Source organism: Nonomuraea diastatica (assembly GCF_004349015.1).
Lineage (GTDB): Bacteria > Actinomycetota > Actinomycetes > Streptosporangiales > Streptosporangiaceae > Nonomuraea > Nonomuraea diastatica.
This window is the reverse complement of sequence record NZ_SMKP01000048.1, coordinates 1-23,684: the sequence shown is the minus strand read 5'-3', so window position 1 is coordinate 23,684 and position 23,684 is coordinate 1. Positions and strand designations below refer to the sequence as shown.

The following is a 23,684-nucleotide window of genomic DNA, read 5'->3' as shown; positions in this document are numbered from 1 at the left end:
AAACGATTCCAGCGGGATTCGGGCAGGTCTAACTCGCTCTGCGGATCCATGGATCTCTCCCAGTGCTGCTAGGGCGAATTACTGGGCGGCCAGTTGAGCGATCTGCTCGGCGTTGAGCACACCGTCGTACGTGCGGACGTCGTCAAGGGCACCCGGCCAGTAGCCGGTGAGGACTCCCGCGGTCCTGGTCCGCCCCAACTGCAACGGGCCGGTGGCGTTCCAGGCACTGATGTGGTCGGTCACGGTGGTCGTGGACAGGCGGCCGTTGACGTAGATGCGCAGCTCTCCGGCCAAGGGGTCGTACACGCCGGCCACGTGCGTCCACTCCAGGGGGACGGGAATGGCGTCGGACCGGGTGCGTACGAGGGCGGCGTCGTCGGTGTCGGCGGCGGCCATGCCCAGGGCCCACCGCCCCTGGTCGAAGCCGAGCTGGAAACCGGCGGCGCGGCTGCCGGTCTGGGCCACGGCCGCGGTCTCGCGGGTGGGAAGATAGTCGAGCTGGGTCCAGGCGGCGACGGTGAAACCCGTCCTGGTGTTGACGGCGGGCGCGCTCGTCTGGGCGTGCCCGCCGACGCCGTCCAGCGCGAGCGCGCCGTCCAGCCAGCCTCCCGTCCACGAGGCGGCTCCGGACAACGACGCGGCGGTCGCGCGGCCCGAGGAATCGGCGGCCGACGAGCCGGACTCCTCGTCCAGCCTCCAGTGGCCGACCAGCGTGGCAGCGCTGTTGACCAGATCGGCGACCTCGTCGGCGAACATGGCGCGGGCGTACACCCGTACCTCGTCGACGTCCCCTTGCCAGTGGTCCGAAGCCGCCCCGCCGACCCTTCCGCGGCCGATCGTCAGGGGGCCCTTGGCGTTCCATGGTGGTGAGACGGCGACCGTGGACTCCAGCCGGCCGTTCACGTAGAGCGAGATCTGGCCGGCCGCCGAGTCGTAGACGCCGGTCAGGTGGGTCCATTCGCCGAGCCGGGGCGCGGCCTGCGACAGGGCGCTGGCCACCGGCGCGCCGTCCACGTCCGCGCCCGGCAGGCTCAGCGCCCAGCGGTTGTCGGCCTTCGCGTACTGCAGCGCGAACGCGCCCGTCCTGCCGCCCTCCTGGGTGACGGCCGTCGCGGAGCCGGCCGTGCTGGTGAGGCGCGCCCAGGCGCTGACGGTGAAGTTGCGGCCGGTGTCGACGACGGGGCCGGACGTCTGGGCGTACGCGCCGGACAGCCGCAGCGCGGACCCGGTCCTGCCGGCCGTCCAGGTGGCCCCGTGCAGCGTCGCGGGGTGGGCGCCGGTGGAGTCGGCGGCCACGGCGCCCTGGCCGTCGTCCATCGTCCAGTGCCCGCTCGGCGGCTTGCCGGTGTTGACGTTGAAGACGTAGGTGCGGATCGGGCCGAGGTGGCCGGCGCGGTCCCTGCTGCGCACCGCCAGCACGTTGGGGCCGCTGTGGCGCGGGGTGAGCACGATCGTGGCCGTGCCGTCCGCGGCGGGCTCGGACTCCGCCTTGGGGACCGTGTCGAGGCCCCAGACGTAGGCGGCGACGTCGGGGACGCCGTTCGGCGCGAACGTGAACGTGCCGGGCAGGCCGACGCCGTCACTCCAGCCGCTCTCCCTGTAGTCGGGCGAGGAGACCTGCGGTTCCCTGCCGGGGGCCGTCGCGTCCACGGTGGCCTCGCACCAGGGGCTCCACGCGCCGGTGGCCGTGCCGTCCTCGGCGCGCACCCGCCAGCGGATCATCGCGCCGTCGGCGTACAGGCTGTTCGGGATGGTCGCGGAGAAGGCGCCGCCCGACGAACCCAGCGGGGTGACGTACTCGCCCGACTTGACCCCGCCGGCGTCGTACCACTCGAACCGGCCCTTGACCGAGTTGTCGGCGTCCGTCAGCTTGGCCCACAACGTGGGCGTGTCGGTGCCGATGACCGGCCTGCCGTCGCCGGAGACGCAGGCGCCGCCCGGGTCCGACCACAGGTCCGCGGCCACGGGGTCGGCGGGCACCGAGTTGTACTCGATGACCAGGCTCGGGTTGTTCCTGAACTTCTTCCAGGCGTACTGGTCGGTTTCGCTGGTCGCGCGGAGGCCGATGGTGACGTTGGGCCACTGGTTGGCGGCGGCGTTGACCACCTGCGGGGTGACGTCGAACTCGACGCCGCCCGGCAGGCACTTCGGCCCCCACCCCTTGGCGACGTTCACCGTGGCCAGCTTGGTGACCCACGTGGGCTGCTTGTTCCAGGTGGTGCTCTTGCTGATGGTGTTGGTCGCCCAGGCCTCCACCTTGCGGGCACTGCAGGAGTACGACCACGTCTCGTACGTGCGCAGCGTGGCCTTGACGATCTGCTTGCCGTGGATGGCCGAGCCGGTGTTCATCTGGAAGAACGAGCGGTTCTTCTGCGAGTTGACGTGGCCCACCCTGGCGACGTCGCTGGAGTTGAGGTAGTTGGAGTTGGGCCAGTTGCTCCAGACGGCCGTCCAGGCGTTGCGGGCGGCCGAGAAGTACGGGTCGAGGTAGACGGGGAAGCGGGTCCCCGGGTCCGTCAACATCTTCCGGTCTGGCCTGAGCCGCAGCCGGCCGCCCGCCAGCCGCACGCCCATCGTGGCCTCCCTGGCCTCCGGCGAGCGTCCCTCCTTGAGCGCCTGCGGGCTCGTGATGCTCTCGGAGTCCCACATCTTCGGGGTGGGCGCGACGAAGATCGTGCCGTCGTTGTCGTCGACGGCCTCGATGTTGCCCGCGTTGTCCGCCTTCAGCGACAGGCCGGAGACGGAGAGCGGGAACGCCAGCTCGGTCAGCCCGGCCGCGGCGGCCCGCGACTTGACCACCAGGAGGTGCGAGAAGCCGTCCACGTCCGCGGTGACCTGGAGGTCCACGCCTGGCATGACCTCGGGGTAGGTGGCGGTGTCGCCTTTCAGCGCCGGCTTGGGCAAAGTGCCCGCCCACCCCAGCCGCATCGCCTTGCCCCCGCGCGACATGCCAGCCAGCGGACCGCTGCCGCCGCCGGAGAACGTCAGGCCGACCGCCGTGGCGACCGGCTCGACCACACCGTCGGGGCGCAGGCGGAGCGTGGTGTCGACAGGGACCCAGCGATCCCCCTTGCGCACGCGTACGGGCCGCACGTGCAGCTCCATGGTGAGCCTGCCGTCGGGCTGGGCGAACACCTGGCGGGTCTCGCTGCGCATCGACGCGACCTCGACCGGCCTGCCCGCGCGCCGGGCCATCGCCAGCGCGGCCCCTTCGGTCTCCGCCGGGACGTTCGCCGGCGGCCCGGCCACCCACGGTGATCGCTCCTGTGCGGACACCGCCTGCGGAACCACTAAGATCGTCGCCGATAACGCCGCCGCGGCCACTCCACGCATCACCCGCATACGTTCCTCGCCCACGCTGAGCAGGGGTTACGCGCGGGACTCAAGCGCCCGGCGTCTCCACGATCTTCGGTTGACGATCGGATTCTCACCCCGGTCAATTAGCTTGGTCCAGAGTTCTGCTCATTCTGCTCAAAAAATTTTCAGTGATCTTGAGCACATGGAAGTATCCGCCAAGGCGGTCTCAGACCTCCGTCGGGAGCGGCCACGTCCCCGGATTCACCCGCTTGACGATCTCGTCCAGCGCGATGCGCACGTACGGCTCCCCCACCCACAGGTGCTTGGCGCCGTCGACCCCGACGACCTCGGCCTGCGGCACCCGGGCGAACCGCTCGCGGGCCTCCTCGGGCCGCAGATAGTCGTCGAACTCGGGCACCAGGGCGACCAGCGGCCGCCCGAACCGCGTCCAGGCGTCCAGGTCGTCGTCGGTGGCCCGGTGGAGCGGGGGCGAGAGCAGGATCGCGCCCTCCACGAGCGGATCGTGCGCCCATTTCAGCGTCAGCTCGGTGCCGAACGACCAGCCGACCACCCACACGTGTGGCAGATCGTGGAACTCGGCGTATTCGAGGGCCGCGGCCACGTCGAACCGCTCACCCTGGCCGCCGTCGAACGTGCCCTCCGAGGTGCCGCGCTCCGACGAGGTGCCGCGCGTGTTGAAGCGCAGCACGGCCAGGTCGGCGAGGGCCGGCAGGCGGTTGGCGGCCTTCTTGAAGACGTGGCTGTCCATGAAGCCGCCGTGGGTGGGCAGCGGGTGCAGCGTGACCAGCGTGGCCACGGGAGGCCGTTCTAAGGGCAGGGCCAGCTCGCCGACCAAGGTCAGGCCGTCGCCGGTGTGCAACTCGATGGGCTCTCGCCGGGCGGGCAGCACTGTGGCCGCGCGAATCTCCACCATGGGTCCTCTCAGTAACGGCTGCGGCCTGGGCCGCGGTCGAGTCTCTTACGCCAGCAGGCCTGGTGCCAGTGGCGGCGCTCCTCGTCGCCGCCCGGCCAGGCGGGCCAGGCCACGATGTGCGGCAGCCCTGCGCGGATCTCCTGGTCGCATCCCGGGCATCGGTAGTTCTTCGTGGAGGACGACCCGGTCAGCATGCGTACTTTCCACGAGCCGTCGGGCCACTCCTCCACCTTGTCCAGGCCGGTCGGGAAGCCGAAGGGGCGGGAGGACTCCCTGCGGCGGGCGCGACGCGGGCTCATCCGCGAGAGAAACCCATCACACCCATATCCGCCATCCGCGGCGTTCCCACCTTGCCGAGACCGGCCGCCTCCACCCGTTCAAACGCCATGCGACCAGTTTTCCAGAGCCGCTAAGGTGGAGCGTCATGCGGTTGGTCATCGCGCGGTGCAGCGTGGATTATGTCGGACGGCTCACGGCGCACCTGCCGATGGCGCCGCGACTTGTGCTGATCAAAGCGGACGGCAGCGTGAGCATTCATGCCGACGACCGCGCGTTCAAGCCGCTCAACTGGATGAATCCACCGTGCAAGCTCAAAGAGGACGGCGAGACCTGGACGGTCACGCACGGCAAGACCGGCGAGAAGCTCGTCCTCACCATGGCGGAGATCCTCCACGACTCCAGCCACGAGCTGGGCGTCGATCCCGGGCTGATCAAGGACGGCGTGGAAGCCCACCTGCAGGAGCTGCTCGCCGAGCACATCACCACGTTGGGCGACGGCTATTCGTTGATCCGGCGCGAATACATGACGGCGATCGGCCCCGTCGACATCCTGTGCCGCGACGGGCACGGAGCGACGGTGGCCGTCGAGATCAAGCGCCGGGGCGAGATCGACGGCGTCGAGCAGCTGACCCGCTACCTCGAACTGCTCAACCGCGACCCGCTGCTGTCACCCGTTCGCGGGGTCTTCGCCGCCCAGGAGATCAAACCCCAAGCCCGCGTCCTCGCCTCCGACCGCGGCATCTCCTGCGTCACTCTCGACTACGACGCCCTCCGCGGCATCCAACCCGAGAACCCGACTCTGTTCTGATCATCTTTTACGGCTCCGCGGAGGCCGGCCACCCGCCGCACTCCGGCTGACGGCCTTCCAGGGAACGGCCTCTGACCCTGCAGGGGGGACCCGCCGCTACGGCGCGCTCTGTGGGTCCTGTAAGTGGTGAGATCCCGGCTCACCGGCTCTCTCCGCAGCCGTCCGGCGTGGGTGTGGGGCGGTTGGGGGGCTGTGGTAAGCGGGGGGTGAGCGGTTTATGGTGACGCCATGGCGACGCTGACGTTCGACTCACTCAATCCGGCGACCGGCGAGATCGTCGGCAGTCACCCCAACCAGGCCCCCGAGGCCGTGCACCAGGCGGTGGGGCGGGCGGAGGAGGCCGCCCGGTGGTGGGCCGCGATCGGGGCGGCCGAGCGGAGGCGGCGGCTGCTCGACTACAAGGCGGTCGTCACCCGGGAGCTCAGGGCCCTCGCCAAGCTGGTCCACGAGGAGACGGGCAAACCGGTCGGCGACGCCACGCTGGAGATCGTCCTGGCCATCACGCACCTCGACTGGGCCGCCCGCAACGCGGCGAAGGTGCTGGGCCGCCGCCGGGTCGCCACCGGCATGATCGGCCTCAACCTGACCGCCACCCTCGAATACCTGCCGCTGGGCGTGGTCGGTGTGATCGGCCCGTGGAACTACCCGGTCTTCACCCCGATGGGTTCCATCGCCTACGCGCTCGCGGCCGGCAACGCGGTCGTGTTCAAGCCGAGCGAGCTCACCCCCGGCATCGGCGTGCGGCTGGCGGAGCTGTTCGAGGAGTCCGTGCCGGAGCACCCGGTGCTGCAGAGCGTGACGGGGCTGGGGGAGACGGGGGCGGCGCTGGCCGCGGACCCGAGGGTGAAGAAGGTGGCGTTCACCGGCTCGACCGCCACGGCGAAGCGTGTCATGGCGGCCTGCGCCGAGAACCTCACGCCGATCGTGGCCGAGTGCGGCGGCAAGGACGCGTTCATCGTGGACGCCGACGCCGACCTCCGGGCGGCGGCGGACGCCTGCCTGTGGGGCGCGATGTCCAACGCGGGCCAGACGTGCGTGGGCGTCGAACGTGTCTACGTCGTCGACGCCGTCTATGACGGTTTCATGCGCGAGCTGTCCGAGCGGGTTGCCGGTGTGCGGGCGGGCGAGCACTACGGCCCGATCACGATGCCCGGTCAGGTGGACATCATCAAGCGGCACATCGACGACGCCGCCAAGGCTGGACGCGTGGTGGCCGGCGGCGCCGACGCGGTGCGGGCGCCGTACGTCGACCCGGTGATCGTGGAGGACGTGCCGGAGGACTCCCCCTCGGTGCGGGAGGAGACGTTCGGGCCGACCCTCACCGTGCGGCGCACCCGTGACGCGCACGAGGCGCTGGAGCTGGCCAACGCCTCGGCCTACGGGCTGGGCGGCACGGTGTTCTCCAGGAACGCGCGGCGGGCGACGGACCTGGCCCGGAGGATGCGCACGGGGATGACCGCCATCAACTCGGTGATCTCGTTCGCCGGGGTTCCGGCGCTGCCGTTCGGCGGGATGGGCGATTCGGGGTTCGGCCGGATCCACGGAGCCGACGGTCTGCGCGAGTTCGCCAGGCCCAAGGCGATCTCCCGGCAGCGCTTCGCGATGCCCGGAATGAACCTGACGTCGTTCTCTCGGGGGCCCGCGGAACTTGAGCGGCTGATCAGGCTTGTCACGTTCTTGCACGGGCGACGTAAGAGATAATCGCCGCACTCTTTCCCAAATCCGATCATCCGTCCATAATTGTGTGCTCTGGGGGCCACGATCATGTTGGACGGGTGGAATGTGAACCGGTCTTACCGGGGAATGTCGGCTGAGCAAAGGCTGGCGGACAGACGAGAGCGGCTGATGACGGCCGCGTACACGCTATACGCGAAACCGGGTTTCGCGGCGACGACCATCGAAAGGTTGTGCTCGGAGGCGAGGATCTCCAACCGGGCCTTCTACGAATGTTTCGGCGGCCGCGAAGAGCTCCTTCGGGCGTTGCACGAACGCTGCGTGGAGGAAAGCCTGGCATTCGTGGCCAAGGCCTTACAGGAGGCGCCCGACACGCTGGCGGGCCGGGTGGAGGCGGGGATTCGCGCGTACGTCGAGTTCGCCACGGCCGACTGGCGCCGGGCCCGCATCATGCACGTCGAGGTGCGCAGATCGGGGGATGTGCTGGCCATGTCGCGCCAGCGCGCGGTGGACTCGTTCGCCCGGCTCGTGGAGGAGGCGTCCGCCGATTTCCAGCAGGCCTCCCCGCTCAATCGGCGCTTGGTGGCGCTGGGTGTCATTGGCGTCCTGCAAGAGTTGCTCATCGAATGGCTGCTCTCCGAGGATCAACCGGAGATCGACGAACTCGTCGCCGTCGCCGTGCACATCTTCAACCGCAGCCTCGGCCCCGGCTGACTCCGCATAACCATCTCTTTCGCACGACGATTCAGAGCGGTATCGCGGACATCCGTAATCTGCTTTTTGTCTAAGCCAAGAAAGAGCGGGCGACGGCTGATCGTTGCCCGCTCCGATATGTCACCTCAGGCCACCGCGGCAGCGGGAACCTCCACGTGCAGCACCCGATTCAGCCGGGTCACCGCGAGTATCCGCATGATCCGCGGGGGCACCCCCCGAAGAACGAGGCGACGTTGCACGCTCAGCGCGCGCCGATGCGCTCCCACAAGCACTCCGAGACCGGTCGCGTCGATCATCTCCAGCTTGGAGAGATCGAGGATCAGGTCGCCTTCGCCGGTGTCGAGAGCCTTGTGCAGGCGCTCACGCACCCCGGCCGACGTCCCAGCGTCCAGCCGGGCCCCTATCCGCACCACCTGGGCTCTCGGATTCCCCCGGACGCGCATGTCACCTCCTCAGCCACGCCTGCGGGCAGGTCGCGACCAGCGCGAACCGCGCCGGGTGAAACCCCCCGCAAAACTCTCCTACCCACGTATCGGAAGTGACACGACTGCGTTCAGCACGAACTCGCCATCGCCTGCCGGCTGGGCGCTCACCTTCCCGCCCGCGGCGGCCAGCCGCTCCCTCAGGCCCGCCAGGCCGCTCCCCGGCTCCTCGCTCTGACGCTCGACCGCCCCGTCGTTGCGCACCTCCAGCTCCGCCTCCTCATCGGTGAAGCGGATCGTGATGCGGCAGAACGTCGCGACGCTGTGCTTGAGCACGTTGGTCACCGCCTCGCGGACCGCGTAGGCGAACACCGGCGCCACCCCGTCGGGCAGCTCGCGGTAGGGCAGGCGTGTCTCGCAGCGGACCCCCGCCGCTTCGAGTACGCCTTCAACGCTATTCAGCTCGGCGGCCAAGTCAAGCTCGCGGTAGCCGCGCACCGCCTGGCGCAGCTCCCTGAGCGCCTTCCTGGTCAGCGTGTTGACCTCCGCCATCTCGGCCCTCGCCGCGCCGGCGTCCTTGCCCGACAGCCGTACGGCCAGCTCCGTCTTGACCGCGATGGCGGACAGCTGGTGCCCCACGAGGTCGTGCAGGTCCCTTGAGAAACGCAGCCGCTCCTCCGCCAGGGCCAGCCGCGTGTGCGCGTCGCGGCCCTCGTGGGCCTCCATGGCCAGCCTCCAGATCAGGAGCCAGATCCGGCCGGACGGCGGCAGGAGCACGCACCAGAGACCGTAGAGCAAGGCGTAGTAGAGGAAACCCCGATCGGTGGACACGTCGAGGGCCATGGCGCCCGGCGCCAACGCCAGCGTGACACCGGCCACCCAGGTCCCGAGCAGTTGCAGGACAAGCGTGCGGATGGAGACGCCGAGCATGGCGACGCCCAGCCAGGCCACGAGGACGAAACCCCATCCGATCGGGTCCGCCCCGCCCGCGCCCGCCGCGACCAACGCGAGAACCGCCGCCACCACCACCTGCCTGGTGGGGTAGCGGCGGTCCAGGATCGCGTCGGCGATGCGCGGGTAGAGCCAGGTGAACCCGCCGGCGGCGATCAGCGCCGGAACGGCCCGCCACCACGAGAACGTACCCTCCGCCTGTGCGGTCACGGACGAGACGGCGATGAGCGGCCACATCATCAGCAAGCCCGAGACGATCATCACCCAGGTGAGGCGCCGTGCCCGCTTGATCGGGTCCATCTACTTCGTGCGCAGCACGTCGCCGAGTTTGAGTCGGGCCCCCGTCCGCAGCACCGCGCGCTCGTAGATCTTGGCCCCGAAGGCCAGCACCGCGAGCACGGCCAGGACCATCGCCGCCATGGACGCGCCCACCTGCCACAGCGGCACCTCGGTCGCCGCCATCCGCACCGGCATGACCATGGACGAGAACGGCGGGATGTACGACACGACCGTGGCCAGCGTGCCTGTCGCGTCGTTGGTGGCGTAGAAGGCGACGAAGTAAGTGATCATAATGAGCATGGTCAGCGGCGTCAGCACCGAGCCCACCTCCTCCTGCCGCGAGACCAGCGATCCGAAGGCCGCCGCCAGCGCCGCGAAGAAGGCGTAGCCGAGGACGAACCACACCAGCACCGCGGCCACCAGACCCGGGATGCCGGGCGGGAAGTCGGTGGCGATGCCCGAGGCCATCGCCGAGCCGAGCCCGACGACCAGGATGGTGACCAGGTTGATCAGGCCGAGCGCGCCCAGCCCCACGATCTTCCCGCCGAGCAGCTGCCACGGCCGCACGGTGGAGAGCAGGATCTCCACGATCCTGCTGCCCTTCTCCTCCACCACGCCCATGGCCACCATCATGACCTGGCCCATGATGAGCATGAAAAGCACGAGGACGAGCACCACGGCGATGCCGGCGCGCGCGGACTCGTACCGCGTGTCGGCGCCCACGGACTGCATCTGCAGCGGCGGGATGGACATGCCGGCGGCGCCGAGCTTGACCTCTCGGTTCACGCTCTGCAGCAGCACGCCGAGTTGCCCGTCGATCTCCCCGTCCGTCAGCACCTTGGCGCCGTTGACCAGCACCGCGTCCACGTCGCCGTCGAGCACCGCCTGCGTCGCCGTACCCTCGTCGGGGAACTCCCGCCACTCGAACTTCGTGTCGGGCGCGGCGGCCTGCAGCGGGAGCTGCTGGGAGTTGACGGTGCCCAGCGTGTAGGAGTCGTCACCGCCCAGCACCTTGGGAGCGAACGAGACCGCCGCCACCAGCACCGCCGTGACGAGCAGGCCGATGACGAACCCCTTCGTCCGCACCTGTGTGGTGATCTCCCTGCGGGCGACCAGCATCAGTCCGTTCACGCCACGGCCTCCTTGAAGATCTCGGTGAGGCTCGGCTGCTCGGCCCCGAAGTGTTCGACTCGCCCCGCCTTCACGGCGCGACGCAGGATCTCCTGGTCATCGCCGCCGGTGGTGCGCAGGGTGTGCCGGTCGCCATCGACGGTGACCGTGCCCGGCAGGCCGTCCGCCCAGCCCGGGGCGGGGTTCCTGACAACCACGCGCAGCTCGTTCCGCTCGGCCGCCCGCAGGTCGGCCACCGCGCCCGCGGCGACCATCCGCCCGGCCGAGACGATGCCCACGGAGTCGCACAGCCGCTCCACCAGCTCCAGCTGGTGACTGGAGAAGATCACCGGCACGCCTCCCCTGCACCGCTCCTGCAGCACCGTGGCCAGCGCGTCGACCGCGATCGGGTCGAGCCCGGAGAACGGCTCGTCCAGGATGAGCAGCTCGGGGTCGTGGATCAGGGCCACGGCGAGCTGCACCCGCTGCTGGTTGCCCAGCGAGAGGGCCTGCACCGCGTCGTTCTTGCGCTCGGTCAGCCCGAGCTGTTCCAGCAGGTCGTCAGTGGCCTTCGTGACGGCCGTCGTGCTCATCCCGTGCAGGCGGCCGAAGTACTCGATCTGCTCGGCGACCCGCATCTTCTGGTACAGACCACGCTCCTCCGGCATGTAGCCGAAGCGCCGGCGGTCGTCTGGCGAGAGCGGCGCGCCCCGCAGCGTCACCGAGCCGGAGTCCGCCTGGAGCACGCCCATCACGATGCGCATCGTCGTGGTCTTGCCCGCGCCGTTCGCGCCGACGAACCCGAACATCTCGCCCGGCCGTACGGTGAAGCTGATCCCGTCCAAGGCGATCTTGCCGGCTGAGGCGCCGGAACCGCCCGCGAAACGCTTGCGCAGCTCGTTGATCTCGAGCATCAGGTCATCTCCTTCATCATGCGCCAATCATGGCTTTCACCCGTTTCTTCGAGCCAGTCGCCGAAATCACCGGCGCGATATGGATCCCGCGTCCGATGTCGATGACATTTGTCACGAGTACGCTGAGGCCATGACGCGCGCCGACAAGGACAAGCCGGTCGTCCTCTCCCGCATCTACACCCGCACGGGCGACGACGGCACCACCACGCTGAGCGACATGAGCCCCGCCCCGAAGACCGACCTCCGGCTCGCGGCCTACGCCGACGTGGAAGAGGCCAACGCCCACCTGGGGGTCGCGCTCTCGCACGGCACCCTGCCCGCCGACCTGGTGGAGGTGCTCGTACGCGTCCAGAACGAGCTCTTCGACCTGGGGGCCGACCTGGCCACGCCGGTCGTGGCGAACCCCGACTTCCCGCCCCTGCGGGTGGAACAGTCGTACATCGACTGGCTGGAGACCCAGTGCGACCGCTTCAACGCCGGCCTCAAACCGCTGCGCAGCTTCATCCTGCCCGGCGGCGACCCCGCCACGGCGGCGCTGCACGTCGCCAGGGTCACGGTGCGCAGAGCCGAACGTACGGCCTGGGCCGCGCTCCAGGCGCACGACGACATGAACGTGCTGACGGCGAAATACCTCAACCGGCTGTCCGACCTGCTCTTCATCACCTGCCGGGTCGCCCACGCCGGCAACGAGATACTCTGGAAGCCCGGCGGCACCCGCTGAACGCAGGCGTCAGGCGCTGAGGCGCTGAGGCGCTGAGGTCAGGCGACGTCCAGATAGGCGCTCGGCGGCGCCGACTCCAACCAGGCGAGAAAGCCCGTCAGCGCGTCGGCGCTCATCGCGATGGACACGCCGCGCGTGCTCCCGCTGAGATCCACCGCGAACATCCCGCCCTCGATCTCGCGGCGGGGAGAAACGACGAGGCCGCGCCTCGCGATAGCGTGGCGCGGCCTCAGTCGGACACCCAGAAGCGGGATCCAGTGGAGCTCCCCGTCGGCGTAGCGGGCTACGCCGCTCTGCCAGGCCCGCTCCCCCACCCGCAGACGACAGGGCACGCTGCCGCGCGAGCGGGTCAACGTGACCCAGCGCAGGACCACGAGGGCGGCGAACAGCACCAGGACCATCACAACCGTCGCCATCATGCCGCCCCCTGCGCCCCGTTGGGAATATTAAACCTCTTCGCCCGCCGCGCGGAGCCGAGCCCTGGCACGCTTGGCCTCGATCGCCGCGTCGGCGTCTTCCTGGTTGGCCTCGATCGAGGCCTGGGCCCGGTCGAGAGCGTCACGGGCAGCCGCGACGTCGACCTCGGAACCGAGCTCGGCCACCTCGGCGAGCACGGACACCTCGTCGTCGGCCACGGAGATGAAGCCTCCGTGCACGGCCGCCGCGAGATCGCCCTCGCCTTCCCGCTTGATGCGCAGCACGCCGCCCTCGACGAGGACGCCGAGCACAGGTGCGTGTTGCGGCATGATACCGATCTCGCCGTCCACGGTCTTGGCAATCACCATGTCGGCCTCGCCCGACCAGATCTCACGCTCGGGTGAGACAACCCCTACGCGTAGCTTCGCCACTTGTGTAGGTTCCTTTCCGATCAGGTGGTGGCACGGCGGGCGGCCGTACCACCACCGTAGGTCCGGGCTCGCAAGGCTCGCCCTTCAGGTGGGTCCGGGCTCGCAAGGCTCGCCCTTCAGGTGGGTCCGGGCTCGCAAGGCTCGCCCTTCAGGTGGGTCCGGGCTCGCAAGGCTCGCCCTTCAGGTGGGTCCGGGCTCGCAGAGCTCGCCCTTCGACTGGGGCGATTTAGCGGCGCTCGAGTTCCTTGGCCTTGGCCACGGCCTGCTCGATGCCACCGACCATGAAGAACGCCTGCTCGGGGAGGTGGTCGTACTCGCCCGCGCACAGGCCCTTGAAGGAGGCGATGGTCTCGTCCAGCGGGACGGTCTCGCCCGGCTGGCCGGTGAACGCCTCGGCGGCGTACATCGGGTGCGACAGGAACCGCTCGATGCGGCGGGCCCGCTGCACGGTGACCTTGTCCTCCTCGGACAGCTCGTCGATACCGAGGATCGCGATGATGTCCTGGAGCTCTCGGTATTTCTGCAGGATCCGCTTGGTCTCCTGGGCGACCCGGTAGTGCTCCTCGCCCAGGATCTGCGGGTCGAGGATCCGGGAGGAGGAGTCGAGCGGGTCCACCGCGGGGTAGATGCCCTTCTCCGAGATCGGCCGGGAGAGCACGGTCTGCGCGTCGAGGTGCGCGAACGCGTTGTGCGGGGCCGGGTCGGTGATGTCGTCGGCGGGCACGTAGATCGCCTGCATGGAGGTGATCGAGTGACCGCGCGTCGAGGTGATGCGCTCCTGGAGCACACCCATCTCGTCGGCCAGCGTGGGCTGGTAACCCACGGCGGACGGCATACGGCCGAGCAGGGTCGAAACCTCCGAGCCGGCCTGCGTGAAGCGGAAGATGTTGTCGATGAAGAGCAACACGTCCTGCTTCTGCACGTCGCGGAAGTATTCGGCCATGGTCAGCGCCGACAGCGCCACGCGCAGACGGGTGCCCGGCGGCTCGTCCATCTGGCCGAAGACGAGCGCGGTGTCCTTGAGGACGTCCGCCTCCTCCATCTCCAGCCACAGATCGTTGCCCTCACGGGTGCGCTCGCCCACACCGGCGAAGCAGGAGGTGCCGCCGAAGTTACGGGCGACGCGGCGGATCATCTCCTGGATGAGCACCGTCTTGCCCACGCCGGCGCCGCCGAACAGGCCGATCTTCCCGCCCTGCACGTAGGGAGTGAGCAGGTCGATGACCTTGATGCCGGTGACGAGCAGCTCGGTGCGGGACTCGAGCTGGTCGAACGCCGGGGAGGGACGGTGGATGCCCCACCGCTCCTCGACCTTGAGCGACGCGGTGGGCACGTCGAGCGTCTCGCCCAGCGCGTTCCACACGTGGCCCTTGACGACGTCGCCGACCGGCACGGAGATCGGGCCGCCGGTGTCCTGCACCGCCTGACCGCGGACCATGCCGTCGGTGGGCTGCATGGAGATGGCGCGCACGAGGTTGTCGCCCAGGTGCTGGGCCACCTCGAGGGTCAGGGTCCTGGTCTCGCCGCCGAGGGTCACCTCGACCTTGAGCGCGTTGTAGATCTCGGGCATCGCGTCGACGGGGAACTCCACGTCGACGACCGCGCCGGTGACACGTGCCACGCGGCCTGTGCCGGCCGCCGCGGCTTCCACAGTTTCAACAGCCTCTGCAGTCATTTCACTCTTTCCCCGCTGCGGCGTCAGCGAGCGCGTTGGCCCCACCGACGATCTCGCTGATTTCCTGGGTGATCTCCGCCTGGCGAGCCTGGTTCATCTCCTGGGTGAGCAGCCGCATCAGCTCGTTGGCGTTGTCGGTCGCGGACTTCATCGCGCGCCGCCGCGCGGCCTCCTCGGAGGCCGCCGACTGCAGCAGCGCCGTGAAGATCCGAGACTCGACGTAACGCGGCAGCAGCGACTCGAGAACGTCGCCCGCGGTCGGCTCGAACTCGAAGTAAGGCGGGATCACGGTGGACTCCGTCGCCTCGGTCTCCTCGACCTCGAGCGGCAGGACCCGCTTGACCACGACGTTCTGGGTCAGCATGGAGACGAACTCGGTCGAGACGATGTGGATCTCGTCGATCCCGTTGTCGTCCTTGAACGAGTCGATCAGCGTCTGCGCGATCTCCTTGGCGTCGGCGTAGGCCGGCTTCCTGGAGAAGCCGACCCACTGGCCACCCATCTCACGCTGGCGGAAGGTGTGCCAGGTGACACCCTTGCGCCCGGTGACGAACGGCACGACGTCCAGGCCGCGGCCCTCCAGCAACCCGCGCAGGGCCTCGGCCTCGCGCAGGACGTTGGCGTTGAAGCCGCCGCAGAACCCGCTGTCGCTGGTGACGATGAGGACGCCCGCCCTGGCGGGGTTGTCCTTCGCCACGGTCAGCGGATGGTCGACGCTGGCCGCGTTGCTGACGACGCCGGTGACGGCGCGAGTGATCTCACGCTCGTACGGCAGCGCCGCCTGCATCCGCTGCTGCGCCCTCACGATCCGTGAAGAGGCGATGAGCTCCTGGGCGCGCGTGATCTTCGCGGTCGACTTGACCGAGTTGATCCGCCGCCGCAGCAGCCTTAGCTGGGCACCCATGACCTACTTCTCCGCCCGACGGACGACCTTCTTGATCTTCTCCTGGCCGACCTCTTCGGCCTCCAGCGGCGCCACCGGCTCGTCCTTGACCAGCAGCTCGCCCGTGGAGGTGGTGAAGCCCTTCTTGAACTCCGCGATGGCGTCCTTGAGCGCGGTCATCGTGTCGTCGGTGAGCTCGTTGGTCTCACGGATGGTGTCGAGGATGCCCTTGTGCGAGGACTGCAGGAAGTCGAGGAACTCCGTCTCGAAACGCCGCACGTCGTCGACCGGCACCTCGTCGAGCTCGCCGGTGGTGCCGCCCCACACCGACACGACCTGCCGCTCGACGGGGAACGGTTCGTACTGTGGCTGCTTGAGCAGCTCCACCAGGCGCTGACCGCGTTCGAGCTGGGCCTTGGAGGCCGCGTCGAGGTCGGACGCGAACGCCGCGAAGGCCTCCAGGTCGCGATACTGCGACAACGACAGCTTCAGCGTGCCCGCGACCTTACGCATGGCCTTGACCTGCGCGGAACCACCGACTCGGGACACCGAGATGCCGACGTTGATGGCCGGGCGCACACCCGCGTTGAACAGGTCGGTCTCGAGGAAGCACTGGCCGTCGGTGATGGAGATGACGTTGGTCGGGATGAACGCCGACACGTCGTTGCCCTTGGTCTCGATGACCGGCAGGCCCGTCATCGAGCCGCCGCCCATGTCGTCGGAGAGCTTGGCGCAGCGCTCCAGGAGCCTGGAGTGGAGGTAGAAGACGTCGCCGGGGAAGGCCTCGCGGCCCGGAGGGCGACGCAGCAGCAGGGACACGGCGCGGTAGGCGTCGGCCTGCTTGGTCAGGTCGTCGAAGACGATCAGAACGTGCTTGCCCTGGTACATCCAGTGCTGGCCGATGGCCGAGCCGGTGTAGGGGGCAAGGTATTTGTAGCCGGCCGGGTCGGAGGCGGGGGCGGCCACGATCGTGGTGTATTCGAGCGCGCCGGCCTCCTCCAGGCGGGCCTTGACCTGCGCGATCGTCGAGCCCTTCTGGCCGACCGCGACGTAGACGCAGCGCACCTGCTTCTCAGGGTCGCCCGACGCCCAGGCCTCGCGCTGGTTGAGGATCGTGTCGACCGCGATCGCGGTCTTGCCGGTGCCGCGGTCGCCGATGATCAGCTGACGCTGGCCGCGGCCGATCGGCGTCATGGCGTCGATCGCCTTGATGCCGGTCTGCAGCGGCTGCTTCACCGGCTGCCGCTGGACGACCGAGGGGGCCTGCAGTTCGAGGGCACGGGTGCCCTCGGCCTGGATGGCGCCCTTGCCGTCGAGCGGGTTGCCCAGGGGGTCGACCACGCGACCGAGGAAGTCGTCACCGACGGGCACGGACAGGACCTCGCCCGTCCTGCGGACCGTCTGGCCCTCCTCGATGCCGCTGAAGGCGCCCAGAATAACGGCACCGATCTCGCGGGTGTCGAGGTTAAGTGCCAGACCGCGCGTGCCGCCCTCGAACTCGAGCAGCTCGTTCGCCATCGCCGAGGGAAGGCCGGAGACATGGGCAATGCCGTCGCCGGCGTCGACGACGGTCCCGATCTCCTCGCGCGCGGCGCCTTCCGGTTCGTACGCCTGGACGAAGCGCTCAAGCGCGTCCCGGATCTCGTCCGGCCGGATCGTAAGCTCCGCCATCTCTACTCTGTCTCCCTATTCGCCTTAGCCGGCCAACCGGCGGCGGACTTCTTCGATTCGTCCCACAATGGTGGTGTCGATGATCTCGTCGCCGATGCGGACCGAGAACCCACCGAGCACTCGCTTGTCCACCTCGACGTTCAGGTGCACGTCACGGCCGTAGGAGGTGCGCAGCCACGCCATCAGGCGCTGGCGCTGCGCGTCGGTCAGCTCGACCGCGGTGCGCACCACCGCCACGAGGCGGCGGCGCTGCTCTGCCACGAGGTGACCGACCTCTTCCAGGCCCGACTCCAGGCTACGCCCACGCGGGTGCAGCACCAGCTGGTTGATCAGGCGCAGGCTCGTGGGGGCGACCTTGCCGTCGAGCAGCCGGCTCAGCAGCTCCTGCTTGCCGGCCTCCGGTGCTCCCGCGTCGGTGAGCGCCCGGCGCAGCTCCGGATTGGCGGCCACGATGCGGCCGAAGCGGAAGAGCTCGTCCTCCACCTCGTCGAGCCGTGACTGGCCCTCCGCCTCCGCGGCCGCGGAGGCGACGCCGAGCCGTTCGAGCACGTCGGCCAGGTCACCGGCGCGTGACCATCGCGCCGAGACCGCGGTCTCGGCGGTGGCGAGCGCCGCCTCGCTGATCCTGCCGTCGAGCAGCGAGCGGATCATGCCCGCCTTCTGCTCGCCCGGCCTGGACGGGTCGGACAGAGCACGGCGCAGGCCGTGCTCGCGGTCGAGCAGATCCGCGACCGCGAACAGCTCGTCGGAGAGCGTGCCGAGGTCGGCACTGCCGGCGACCGCGTTGAACCGCTCCTCGACCTCGGCCAGCGACGCCCTGCTCAGGCCCCTCATTAACGCACCGCCTGCGCGTTGGAGCTTTCCAGCTCGTCGAGGAATCGGTCGACGATGCGGCTCTGCCGGGTTTCGTCCTCGAGGGACTCGCCGACGATGCGGCCGGCCAGATCGGTCGACAGGCGGCCGATCTCCGCGCGGAGCTGGGCGAAGGCCGCCTGGCGGTCCGCCTCGATCTGCGCGTGCGCAGCCTCGACGAGACGCCGGGCCTCGGCCTGTGCCTCCTCGCGGAGCTCCGCCTTGATCTGCGCGGCCTGCTCGCGAGCCTCCTCGCGCAGCCTGGCCGCCTCCTGCCTGGCCTCGGCCAGCTGGTCGCGGTATTCCTGCTGCAGGACCTGTGCCTGGGCCTGCGCTTCTTCCGCCCTCTTGATGCCGCCCTCGATCGCGTCCGTACGCTCGGCCAGCGTCTTCTGGATGCGCGGGACAAGAATCTTGCCGACGACGATCAGGACGACGGCGAACGCGAAGATACCGACGACGAGCTCGTACGTGTGCGGGATGAGAGGGTTGGCCTCCCCATCCGAGGCGAGGAGCTTAGCTGCCATAGTCATGGATGCAGCCTTTCGTCAGGGTGGGAACTCGTCAGGCCGCGCCGATGCCCTGGAAGATGAACGGCGCGACGAGACCGATCAGAGCGAGGGCCTCGGTGAGGACGAAGCCGAGGAGCATGTTCTGGCGAATCAGGCCGTACGCCTCGGGCTGGCGGGCAATGGCCTGCACGCCCTGACCGAAGATGATGCCGACGCCGATGCCGGGGCCGATGGCGGCGAGACCGTAACCGATGGCGGTGACGTTGCCGGAGACCTCAGCGAGAACGCTCATTACTGTTTCCTTTACTGGACGGCCGGTGAAGCGGAGTCCCCACCGGTCTGGACAATTCCGGTATGTGGTTCTCAGTGCTCAGCGTGCAGCGAACTGCCGATGTACATCGCGGCCAGCATCGCGAACAGATAGGCCTGCAGGAACTCGATGAACATCTCGAAGCCCGTGAGGACGATGGTCATGAGGACGCCCACGACGCCGACGGGGGCGCCCAGCGGGGTCAGCTTCTCGAAGAGGAACCAGAAGCCCACCATGCTGAAGAACGCGAGCAGCATGTGCCCGGCGAACATGTTGGCGAACAGTCGGACGAAGTGCGTGAAGGGCGCGATGATCAGGTTGGACAGGAACTCGATCGGCGAGAGCAGCACGTAGATCGGCTTGGGCAGCCCCGGCGGGAACATCATGTTCTTGAAGTAGCCGACCGCGCCCTGGTGCTTCATGCCGAGGTAGACCTTGAGCACGTAGATCGAGATCGCCAGCACGGCGGGGAAGGCGATGTGCGAGGCCACGGGGAACTGGATCAGCGGGATGACGCCCATGAGGTTCCAGAGCAGGACCATGAAGAAGATCGAGACCAGCAGGCCCATCCACTGGTCGGCGTCCTTGCCCAGGAAGGGACGGGCGATCTGGTCACGGACGAACATGTAGCCGTATTCGACGACGTTCTGCACACCCCTCGGGACGATCTTGGGGTTGCCGAACGCCGCCCAGCACAGAACGATCACGGCGATCGCGCTGATGATGGCCAGCAGAACCGGCTTCGTGAACCAGTCGACCCCGGGGATGATGGGGGGCAGGTTGAACAACTCGTCTGGCGTAGGCGCCCCGAATTGATCGCCAGCGGGAGCGAGGACCGTCAGCGCATTCACGCGGCGTTCCCTTCAACGTCGTAGTGGATCACAAGAGTTTCCTCAGCGAAGCGGTTGCTGCTCCGGGCTAGCGACCGAACTTCCGGTAGACCAGGTAGCCGCCGAGCACAACCCCCAGGATCACGCCTATGGGGAAGAACGCGGACATGTCCAACCACCGGTCCAGCAACCATCCGAGGCCGCCGTAGATAGCCATCCCGGCGAGTAGATAGCTGGGGACTGACCACATGGCGTCGGCGAAGTCGCGACCGTCTTCTTCGGGTCGGCGTTCCTGTGCGCTCATCGCGGGCCCGACGATAGCAGGCGAACAGAGGACTAGTCATATCGGACCCCGTCCAGGCAAGAGCGTCATGCGTCGCCCTTTCCCGGAACTCCGGCCTCGGGGTCGACGTAAAGCATCTTGGTCTTCATGAAGGCGCGGACCTCGAATCCCGTCCACACGAGGGTGCAGACCACGACGGACCACGCGAAGGCCTGGGTGTTCCAGGCCGTGGTGTCGCGGAAGGCGGACAGCACGGCCATGATGGCCAGGACCTTGACGAGATAGCTCACCATCGCGGCGATCGCCATCATCTGGGGAGAGACCCGGGCGGCGTAGGACACCACGACGACGCTGACGCTGAAGAAGATCTCGACGAGCAGGGCACCCATGGCGGCACCGAACGCACCCTTGCCGCCCGCCGTCAGGAATGCGACCAGCACGGCGACCACCCCAACCGCAGAGGTCGGAATCGCGGCGCTTTTGAGTACGCGCACGTCATTGGCCTGCATCGGTGCTCCATCAGCCTGTTGTCAAGCGAGCGTTTGCTACCTCCAGAACCGGTGCGTCTGGAGTCCCTGCTCGTGAAAGATATCACAAGCTCACAGAAGACCGCTTTTACCTGCCGTTTCTAGTTCGCGATCACGAACGCCCCGGATGGACAGGAATGACCGAATTGCCCTCGACCGTCGAGCGGCCCTGCGGCGAGCCGTCTCCCGGCGGCGGCATCCGCCGTCTGACCTCCGGCTCCGGCGGGATCGGCGGCATCGGCCCCGTGGGCGGGCCGTCGTCGTCGGGGTCGTCGCGCGACGCCGTGTGCGCCCCGCCCCTGCCCCGCCAGCGCGGCAGGGCCATCAGCACCAGCACGGCCAGCGCGAGCACGATGACCACGGGGAACAGCAGGACCGGCACGCCGATGGTGGACATGCCCACGATGCCGAAGGCGAACAGGAACGCCCACGCGTACATGATCAGCACGGACCTGCGGTGCGAGTGGCCGATGTCCATCAGCCGGTGGTGCAGGTGGCCGCGGTCGGGCGCGAACGGCGACAGGCCGCGCGAGGTGCGCCGCACCACCGCGGTGATCAGGTCGACCAGCGGCAACACCAGCACCGCCGCCGGCAGGAGCAGCGGCAGCAGCACCGGCACCTTGTTCATGCCCTCGATGATCGCCGGGTCGAGCGGCGTCACGGTGACGATCGACGAGGCGAGCACGAGCCCGATGAGCATGGCCCCCGTGTCGCCCATGAAGATCTTCGCCGGATGGAAGTTGTGCGGCAGGAAGCCCAGGCACGCGCCGATGAGCACGGCGGCGATGGCGGCCGTCGTCGTGATGCGGCCACCGCTGATCTCCTCGGCGAGGAAGATCGAATAGGCCCAGGTGGCCATGCCCGCGATGCACACGACCCCCGCCGCCAGGCCGTCGAGCCCGTCGACGAAGTTGACCGCGTTGATGGTCACGACCACGACCATGATCGTGATGACGGTGCTGAGCGTGTAGTCGAGGCTGGTGGAGCCGCCCCAGTCCTGCGGCAGCGGGATGTAGAGGAGCCGGAGGTCGAAGAAGACCAGCACGCCGGCCGCCGCGATCTGCCCGGCGAGCTTGACGAAGGCGTCCATGCCCCACCAGTCGTCGAGGAACCCGGTGAGCGTGATGAGCCCGCCCGCGACGATCAGCGCGGTGACGGCGTCGCCGTCGGACTCGGCCAGGGCCGCGCCCGTGTGGGTGAGCCTGCTGGCCACCAGCAGCCCCACGACCAGGCCGCCGTACATCGCCAGGCCGCCCAGCCTGGGCGTCGGCGTGGTGTGCACGTCGCGCTCGCGAACCTCCGGCATGGCGCCGATGCCGATGGCGAAGCGGCGCACCAGAGGCACCAGCAGGTAGGTCACCGCTGCCGAGATGAGCGCCATGAAGAGGTATTCGCGCACGAACCTAGTTTCCCGGATGCTCCGGCCCGCTGTGACCGGAAAACGACACAGACCGGCTCAAAATTCGCTGAGATATGGCCGATGAATGGCGAGAAGGGCCGTCACCCTTGCCCTGACCTCCTCCGCAGCACCCGGATCGCGCACGGCCCTGGCGACCAGGGACCCCAGCTCTTTCAGATCCTCGGGCCCCATGCCCTGCGTCGTCACGCACGGCGTACCGACACGGATCCCCGATGTCACGGCCGCCGGCTCGGGATCGTACGGGATCACGTTGCGGTTGAGCGTGATGCCCGCGGCCGCGCACCTCCGCTCCGCCTCGACGCCCTGCACCCCCACCCCGCGCAGGTCGATCAGCGCCAGGTGCGTGTCGGTGCCCCCGGACACGGCCCGCATGCCCTCCGCGTCCAGCGCCTCCGCCAGCGCCCGCGCGTTCGCGATCACCTTCCTGGTGTAGCCGGCGAACTCCGGTCGCATCGCCTCCCCGAACGCCACCGCCTTGGCCGCCACCACGTGCATGAGCGGCCCGCCCTGGACGAACGGGAACACCGCCCGGTCGATCCTGGCTGCCAGCTCCCGCGTGCACAGGATGGCGCCGCCGCGCGGTCCGCGCAGCACCTTGTGCGTGGTGAAGGTCACGACGTCCGCGTACGGCACCGCCGACGGGATCGCACCGCCCGCCATCAACCCGATCGGGTGCGCCACGTCCGCCAGCAACCACGCACCCACCTCGTCCGCGATGCCGCGGAAGGCCGCGAAGTCGATCAGCCTCGGGTACGCCGTGGCACCGCACACGATGAGCTTCGGCTGGTGCCGCAGCGCGAGATCCCGCACCTCGTCGTAGTCGATGAGTTCACTGTCACGACGCACCCCGTACGACACGACGTCGAACCATCTTCCCGAGAAGTTCACCTTGGAGCCATGCGTGAGATGGCCGCCGTGCGGCAGGGCCATGGCCAGCATCGTGTCGCCCGGCTGGAGGAGCGCCGCGTAGGCGGCCAGGTTCGCCGAGGCGCCCGAGTGGGGCTGGACATTGGCGTGCTCCGCCCCGAACAACCGGCACGCCCGCTCGATCGCCAGCCGCTCGGCGCGGTCGACGACCTCGCAACCGCCGTAGTAACGCCGGCCCGGGTAACCCTCGGCGTACTTGTTCGTCAACGTGGACCCCAGCGCGGCCAGGACGGCGGGCGAGGTGAAGTTCTCGCTCGCGATGAGCTGGATCCCGCCGCGAACGCGGTCGAGCTCGTCGAGCAGAACCTGCGCGAGCTCGGGATCCTCCCGGCGCAGCAGCCCGAAGTCGGGACCGTAGTAGGGTTCCGCACCCATTTCCCCACTGTACGACCTGGTGTCCGTTTCTCCCATAGTGAGGTGATGCCCGGAATCCGTTCTTCCAGGACGGTCGTTGACCGACGAACGGCTGACGTGCGCGTGCACCCCGTCACTGGAACGCGTGCGGCGCGTTGGCCGTCGTCTGGATCCACCTCGGTGTGTCGGCCGCCTCGTCGCTGATCGCGGTCAGCACGGCATGCCGATAGACCGACAGCCTGGTGCGCCACTCGCGGATGTCCTCGACGTAGCGCTCGCCCACCGGGGCGTCCCACGTCTGCGGGCTCTTGGCCAGGGCGTACGCCTTGTCCAGGACCGTTCTGAGCGCCTCCAGCTGGGGCAGGACGGTGTTCCATGCGACGACCAGGCGCTGGTAGTCGGGATTGAACTCCCAGGCCCGCTGCGGGTTGTCCAAGGGGCCCGTGGAGCTGATGGGCGGGGTCTCGTCGCGCTGCTTGGGCTTGGGGG

The 23,684-nt window shown here is 69.0% G+C and carries 25 protein-coding genes; 4 read left to right on the top strand and 21 right to left on the bottom strand.

Annotated features, from left to right (window positions below; translation table 11 throughout):
- Positions 1 to 78 precede the first annotated feature (78 nt).
- The 3 genes from E1294_RS18615 to E1294_RS18605 all read right to left on the bottom strand — a co-directional run bounded on the left by E1294_RS18615 (position 79) and on the right by E1294_RS18605 (position 4,530).
- Positions 79 to 3,249, bottom strand: a complete 3,171-nt coding sequence (locus E1294_RS18615; RefSeq protein ID WP_246083097.1) for a LamG-like jellyroll fold domain-containing protein — start codon at positions 3,247 to 3,249, stop codon at positions 79 to 81.
- Positions 3,250 to 3,523: 274 nt separating this feature from the next.
- On the bottom strand, positions 3,524 to 4,228 hold the full coding sequence (locus E1294_RS18610; protein ID WP_132509804.1) for an alpha/beta hydrolase: 705 nt from the start codon (positions 4,226 to 4,228) through the stop codon (positions 3,524 to 3,526).
- 11 nt (positions 4,229 to 4,239) lie between these two features.
- Complete coding sequence (locus tag E1294_RS18605) at positions 4,240 to 4,530, bottom strand: ATP/GTP-binding protein (protein WP_132509775.1); 291 nt, start codon at positions 4,528 to 4,530, stop codon at positions 4,240 to 4,242.
- A gap of 125 nt (positions 4,531 to 4,655) precedes the next feature.
- On the opposite strand from E1294_RS18605, the gene nucS reads away from it, so the two are divergent.
- The 3 genes from nucS (at position 4,656) to E1294_RS18590 (ending at position 7,706) form a co-directional block, all read left to right on the top strand.
- On the top strand, positions 4,656 to 5,318 hold the full coding sequence (gene nucS, locus E1294_RS18600; protein ID WP_132509774.1) for an endonuclease NucS: 663 nt from the start codon (positions 4,656 to 4,658) through the stop codon (positions 5,316 to 5,318).
- A 228-nt stretch (positions 5,319 to 5,546) separates the two neighbouring features.
- Positions 5,547 to 7,019, top strand: coding sequence for an aldehyde dehydrogenase family protein (locus tag E1294_RS18595; RefSeq protein ID WP_132509773.1), 1,473 nt, complete (start codon positions 5,547 to 5,549; stop codon positions 7,017 to 7,019).
- Between the two features lie 144 nt (positions 7,020 to 7,163).
- Entirely contained in the window at positions 7,164 to 7,706 is a 543-nt protein-coding gene (locus E1294_RS18590; RefSeq protein ID WP_246083096.1) for a TetR/AcrR family transcriptional regulator, read from the top strand.
- A gap of 125 nt (positions 7,707 to 7,831) precedes the next feature.
- Here E1294_RS18590 and E1294_RS18585 read toward each other — a convergent pair whose 3' ends face one another.
- From E1294_RS18585 to E1294_RS18570, 4 genes are all read right to left on the bottom strand, one after another.
- Complete coding sequence (locus E1294_RS18585; protein WP_132509772.1) at positions 7,832 to 8,149, bottom strand: STAS domain-containing protein; 318 nt, start codon at positions 8,147 to 8,149, stop codon at positions 7,832 to 7,834.
- Between the two features lie 78 nt (positions 8,150 to 8,227).
- Positions 8,228 to 9,379: a sensor histidine kinase gene (locus tag E1294_RS18580; RefSeq protein WP_132509771.1), complete on the bottom strand. Its 1,152-nt coding sequence runs from the start codon at positions 9,377 to 9,379 to the stop codon at positions 8,228 to 8,230.
- Positions 9,380 to 10,489 carry an ABC transporter permease gene (locus E1294_RS18575; RefSeq protein ID WP_132509770.1) on the bottom strand — a complete coding sequence of 370 codons (1,110 nt, stop codon included), beginning with the start codon at positions 10,487 to 10,489 and terminating at the stop codon, positions 9,380 to 9,382. It abuts the gene before it with no gap.
- Positions 10,486 to 11,382 carry an ABC transporter ATP-binding protein gene (locus E1294_RS18570; RefSeq protein ID WP_132509769.1) on the bottom strand — a complete coding sequence of 299 codons (897 nt, stop codon included), beginning with the start codon at positions 11,380 to 11,382 and terminating at the stop codon, positions 10,486 to 10,488. Before E1294_RS18570 ends, E1294_RS18575 begins: the two co-directional genes overlap by 4 nt.
- Before the next feature lie 130 nt (positions 11,383 to 11,512).
- Between E1294_RS18570 and E1294_RS18565 the strand changes: the two genes are divergently transcribed.
- Positions 11,513 to 12,103 (top strand): cob(I)yrinic acid a,c-diamide adenosyltransferase, encoded by a 591-nt coding sequence (locus E1294_RS18565; protein ID WP_132509768.1) that lies wholly within the window; start codon positions 11,513 to 11,515, stop codon positions 12,101 to 12,103.
- A 38-nt stretch (positions 12,104 to 12,141) separates the two neighbouring features.
- Here E1294_RS18565 and E1294_RS18560 read toward each other — a convergent pair whose 3' ends face one another.
- The 14 genes from E1294_RS18560 to E1294_RS18495 all read right to left on the bottom strand — a co-directional run.
- Positions 12,142 to 12,522, bottom strand: a complete 381-nt coding sequence (locus E1294_RS18560) for a DUF2550 domain-containing protein (protein WP_132509767.1) — start codon at positions 12,520 to 12,522, stop codon at positions 12,142 to 12,144.
- A 27-nt stretch (positions 12,523 to 12,549) separates the two neighbouring features.
- Positions 12,550 to 12,951 (bottom strand): F0F1 ATP synthase subunit epsilon, encoded by a 402-nt coding sequence (locus E1294_RS18555; protein ID WP_132331956.1) that lies wholly within the window; start codon positions 12,949 to 12,951, stop codon positions 12,550 to 12,552.
- A gap of 226 nt (positions 12,952 to 13,177) precedes the next feature.
- Entirely contained in the window at positions 13,178 to 14,626 is a 1,449-nt protein-coding gene (gene atpD, locus E1294_RS18550) for a F0F1 ATP synthase subunit beta (RefSeq protein ID WP_132509766.1), read from the bottom strand.
- Position 14,627: 1 nt separating this feature from the next.
- A complete protein-coding gene (locus E1294_RS18545; RefSeq protein ID WP_132509765.1) occupies positions 14,628 to 15,530 on the bottom strand; it encodes a F0F1 ATP synthase subunit gamma in 903 nt (300 codons plus the stop codon).
- Between the two features lie 3 nt (positions 15,531 to 15,533).
- Entirely contained in the window at positions 15,534 to 17,180 is a 1,647-nt protein-coding gene (gene atpA / locus E1294_RS18540) for a F0F1 ATP synthase subunit alpha (RefSeq protein ID WP_132509764.1), read from the bottom strand.
- Positions 17,181 to 17,204: 24 nt separating this feature from the next.
- Entirely contained in the window at positions 17,205 to 18,014 is an 810-nt protein-coding gene (locus tag E1294_RS18535; protein ID WP_132509763.1) for a F0F1 ATP synthase subunit delta, read from the bottom strand.
- Positions 18,014 to 18,565, bottom strand: coding sequence for a F0F1 ATP synthase subunit B (locus E1294_RS18530; protein ID WP_132509762.1), 552 nt, complete (start codon positions 18,563 to 18,565; stop codon positions 18,014 to 18,016). The genes E1294_RS18535 and E1294_RS18530 overlap by 1 nt, the downstream gene beginning before the upstream one ends.
- Positions 18,566 to 18,596: 31 nt before the next feature.
- Positions 18,597 to 18,836 (bottom strand): ATP synthase F0 subunit C, encoded by a 240-nt coding sequence (atpE, locus tag E1294_RS18525; RefSeq protein WP_132509761.1) that lies wholly within the window; start codon positions 18,834 to 18,836, stop codon positions 18,597 to 18,599.
- A 71-nt stretch (positions 18,837 to 18,907) separates the two neighbouring features.
- Positions 18,908 to 19,642 carry a F0F1 ATP synthase subunit A gene (gene atpB, locus E1294_RS18520; RefSeq protein ID WP_342775060.1) on the bottom strand — a complete coding sequence of 245 codons (735 nt, stop codon included), beginning with the start codon at positions 19,640 to 19,642 and terminating at the stop codon, positions 18,908 to 18,910.
- A gap of 130 nt (positions 19,643 to 19,772) precedes the next feature.
- Positions 19,773 to 19,988 (bottom strand): AtpZ/AtpI family protein, encoded by a 216-nt coding sequence (locus tag E1294_RS18515; RefSeq protein ID WP_246083095.1) that lies wholly within the window; start codon positions 19,986 to 19,988, stop codon positions 19,773 to 19,775.
- A 65-nt stretch (positions 19,989 to 20,053) separates the two neighbouring features.
- On the bottom strand, positions 20,054 to 20,476 hold the full coding sequence (locus tag E1294_RS18510; RefSeq protein ID WP_132509759.1) for a Cg1360 family ATP-synthase-associated protein: 423 nt from the start codon (positions 20,474 to 20,476) through the stop codon (positions 20,054 to 20,056).
- Positions 20,477 to 20,606: 130 nt separating this feature from the next.
- Positions 20,607 to 21,893, bottom strand: a complete 1,287-nt coding sequence (locus E1294_RS18505; protein ID WP_181958520.1) for a glycosyltransferase family 4 protein — start codon at positions 21,891 to 21,893, stop codon at positions 20,607 to 20,609.
- Between the two features lie 57 nt (positions 21,894 to 21,950).
- On the bottom strand, positions 21,951 to 23,216 hold the full coding sequence (locus tag E1294_RS18500) for a serine hydroxymethyltransferase (protein WP_132509758.1): 1,266 nt from the start codon (positions 23,214 to 23,216) through the stop codon (positions 21,951 to 21,953).
- Positions 23,217 to 23,328: 112 nt separating this feature from the next.
- Positions 23,329 to 23,684, bottom strand: a 356-nt coding sequence (locus E1294_RS18495; RefSeq protein WP_132509757.1) for a hypothetical protein, incomplete at its 5' end; no start/stop codon positions are given.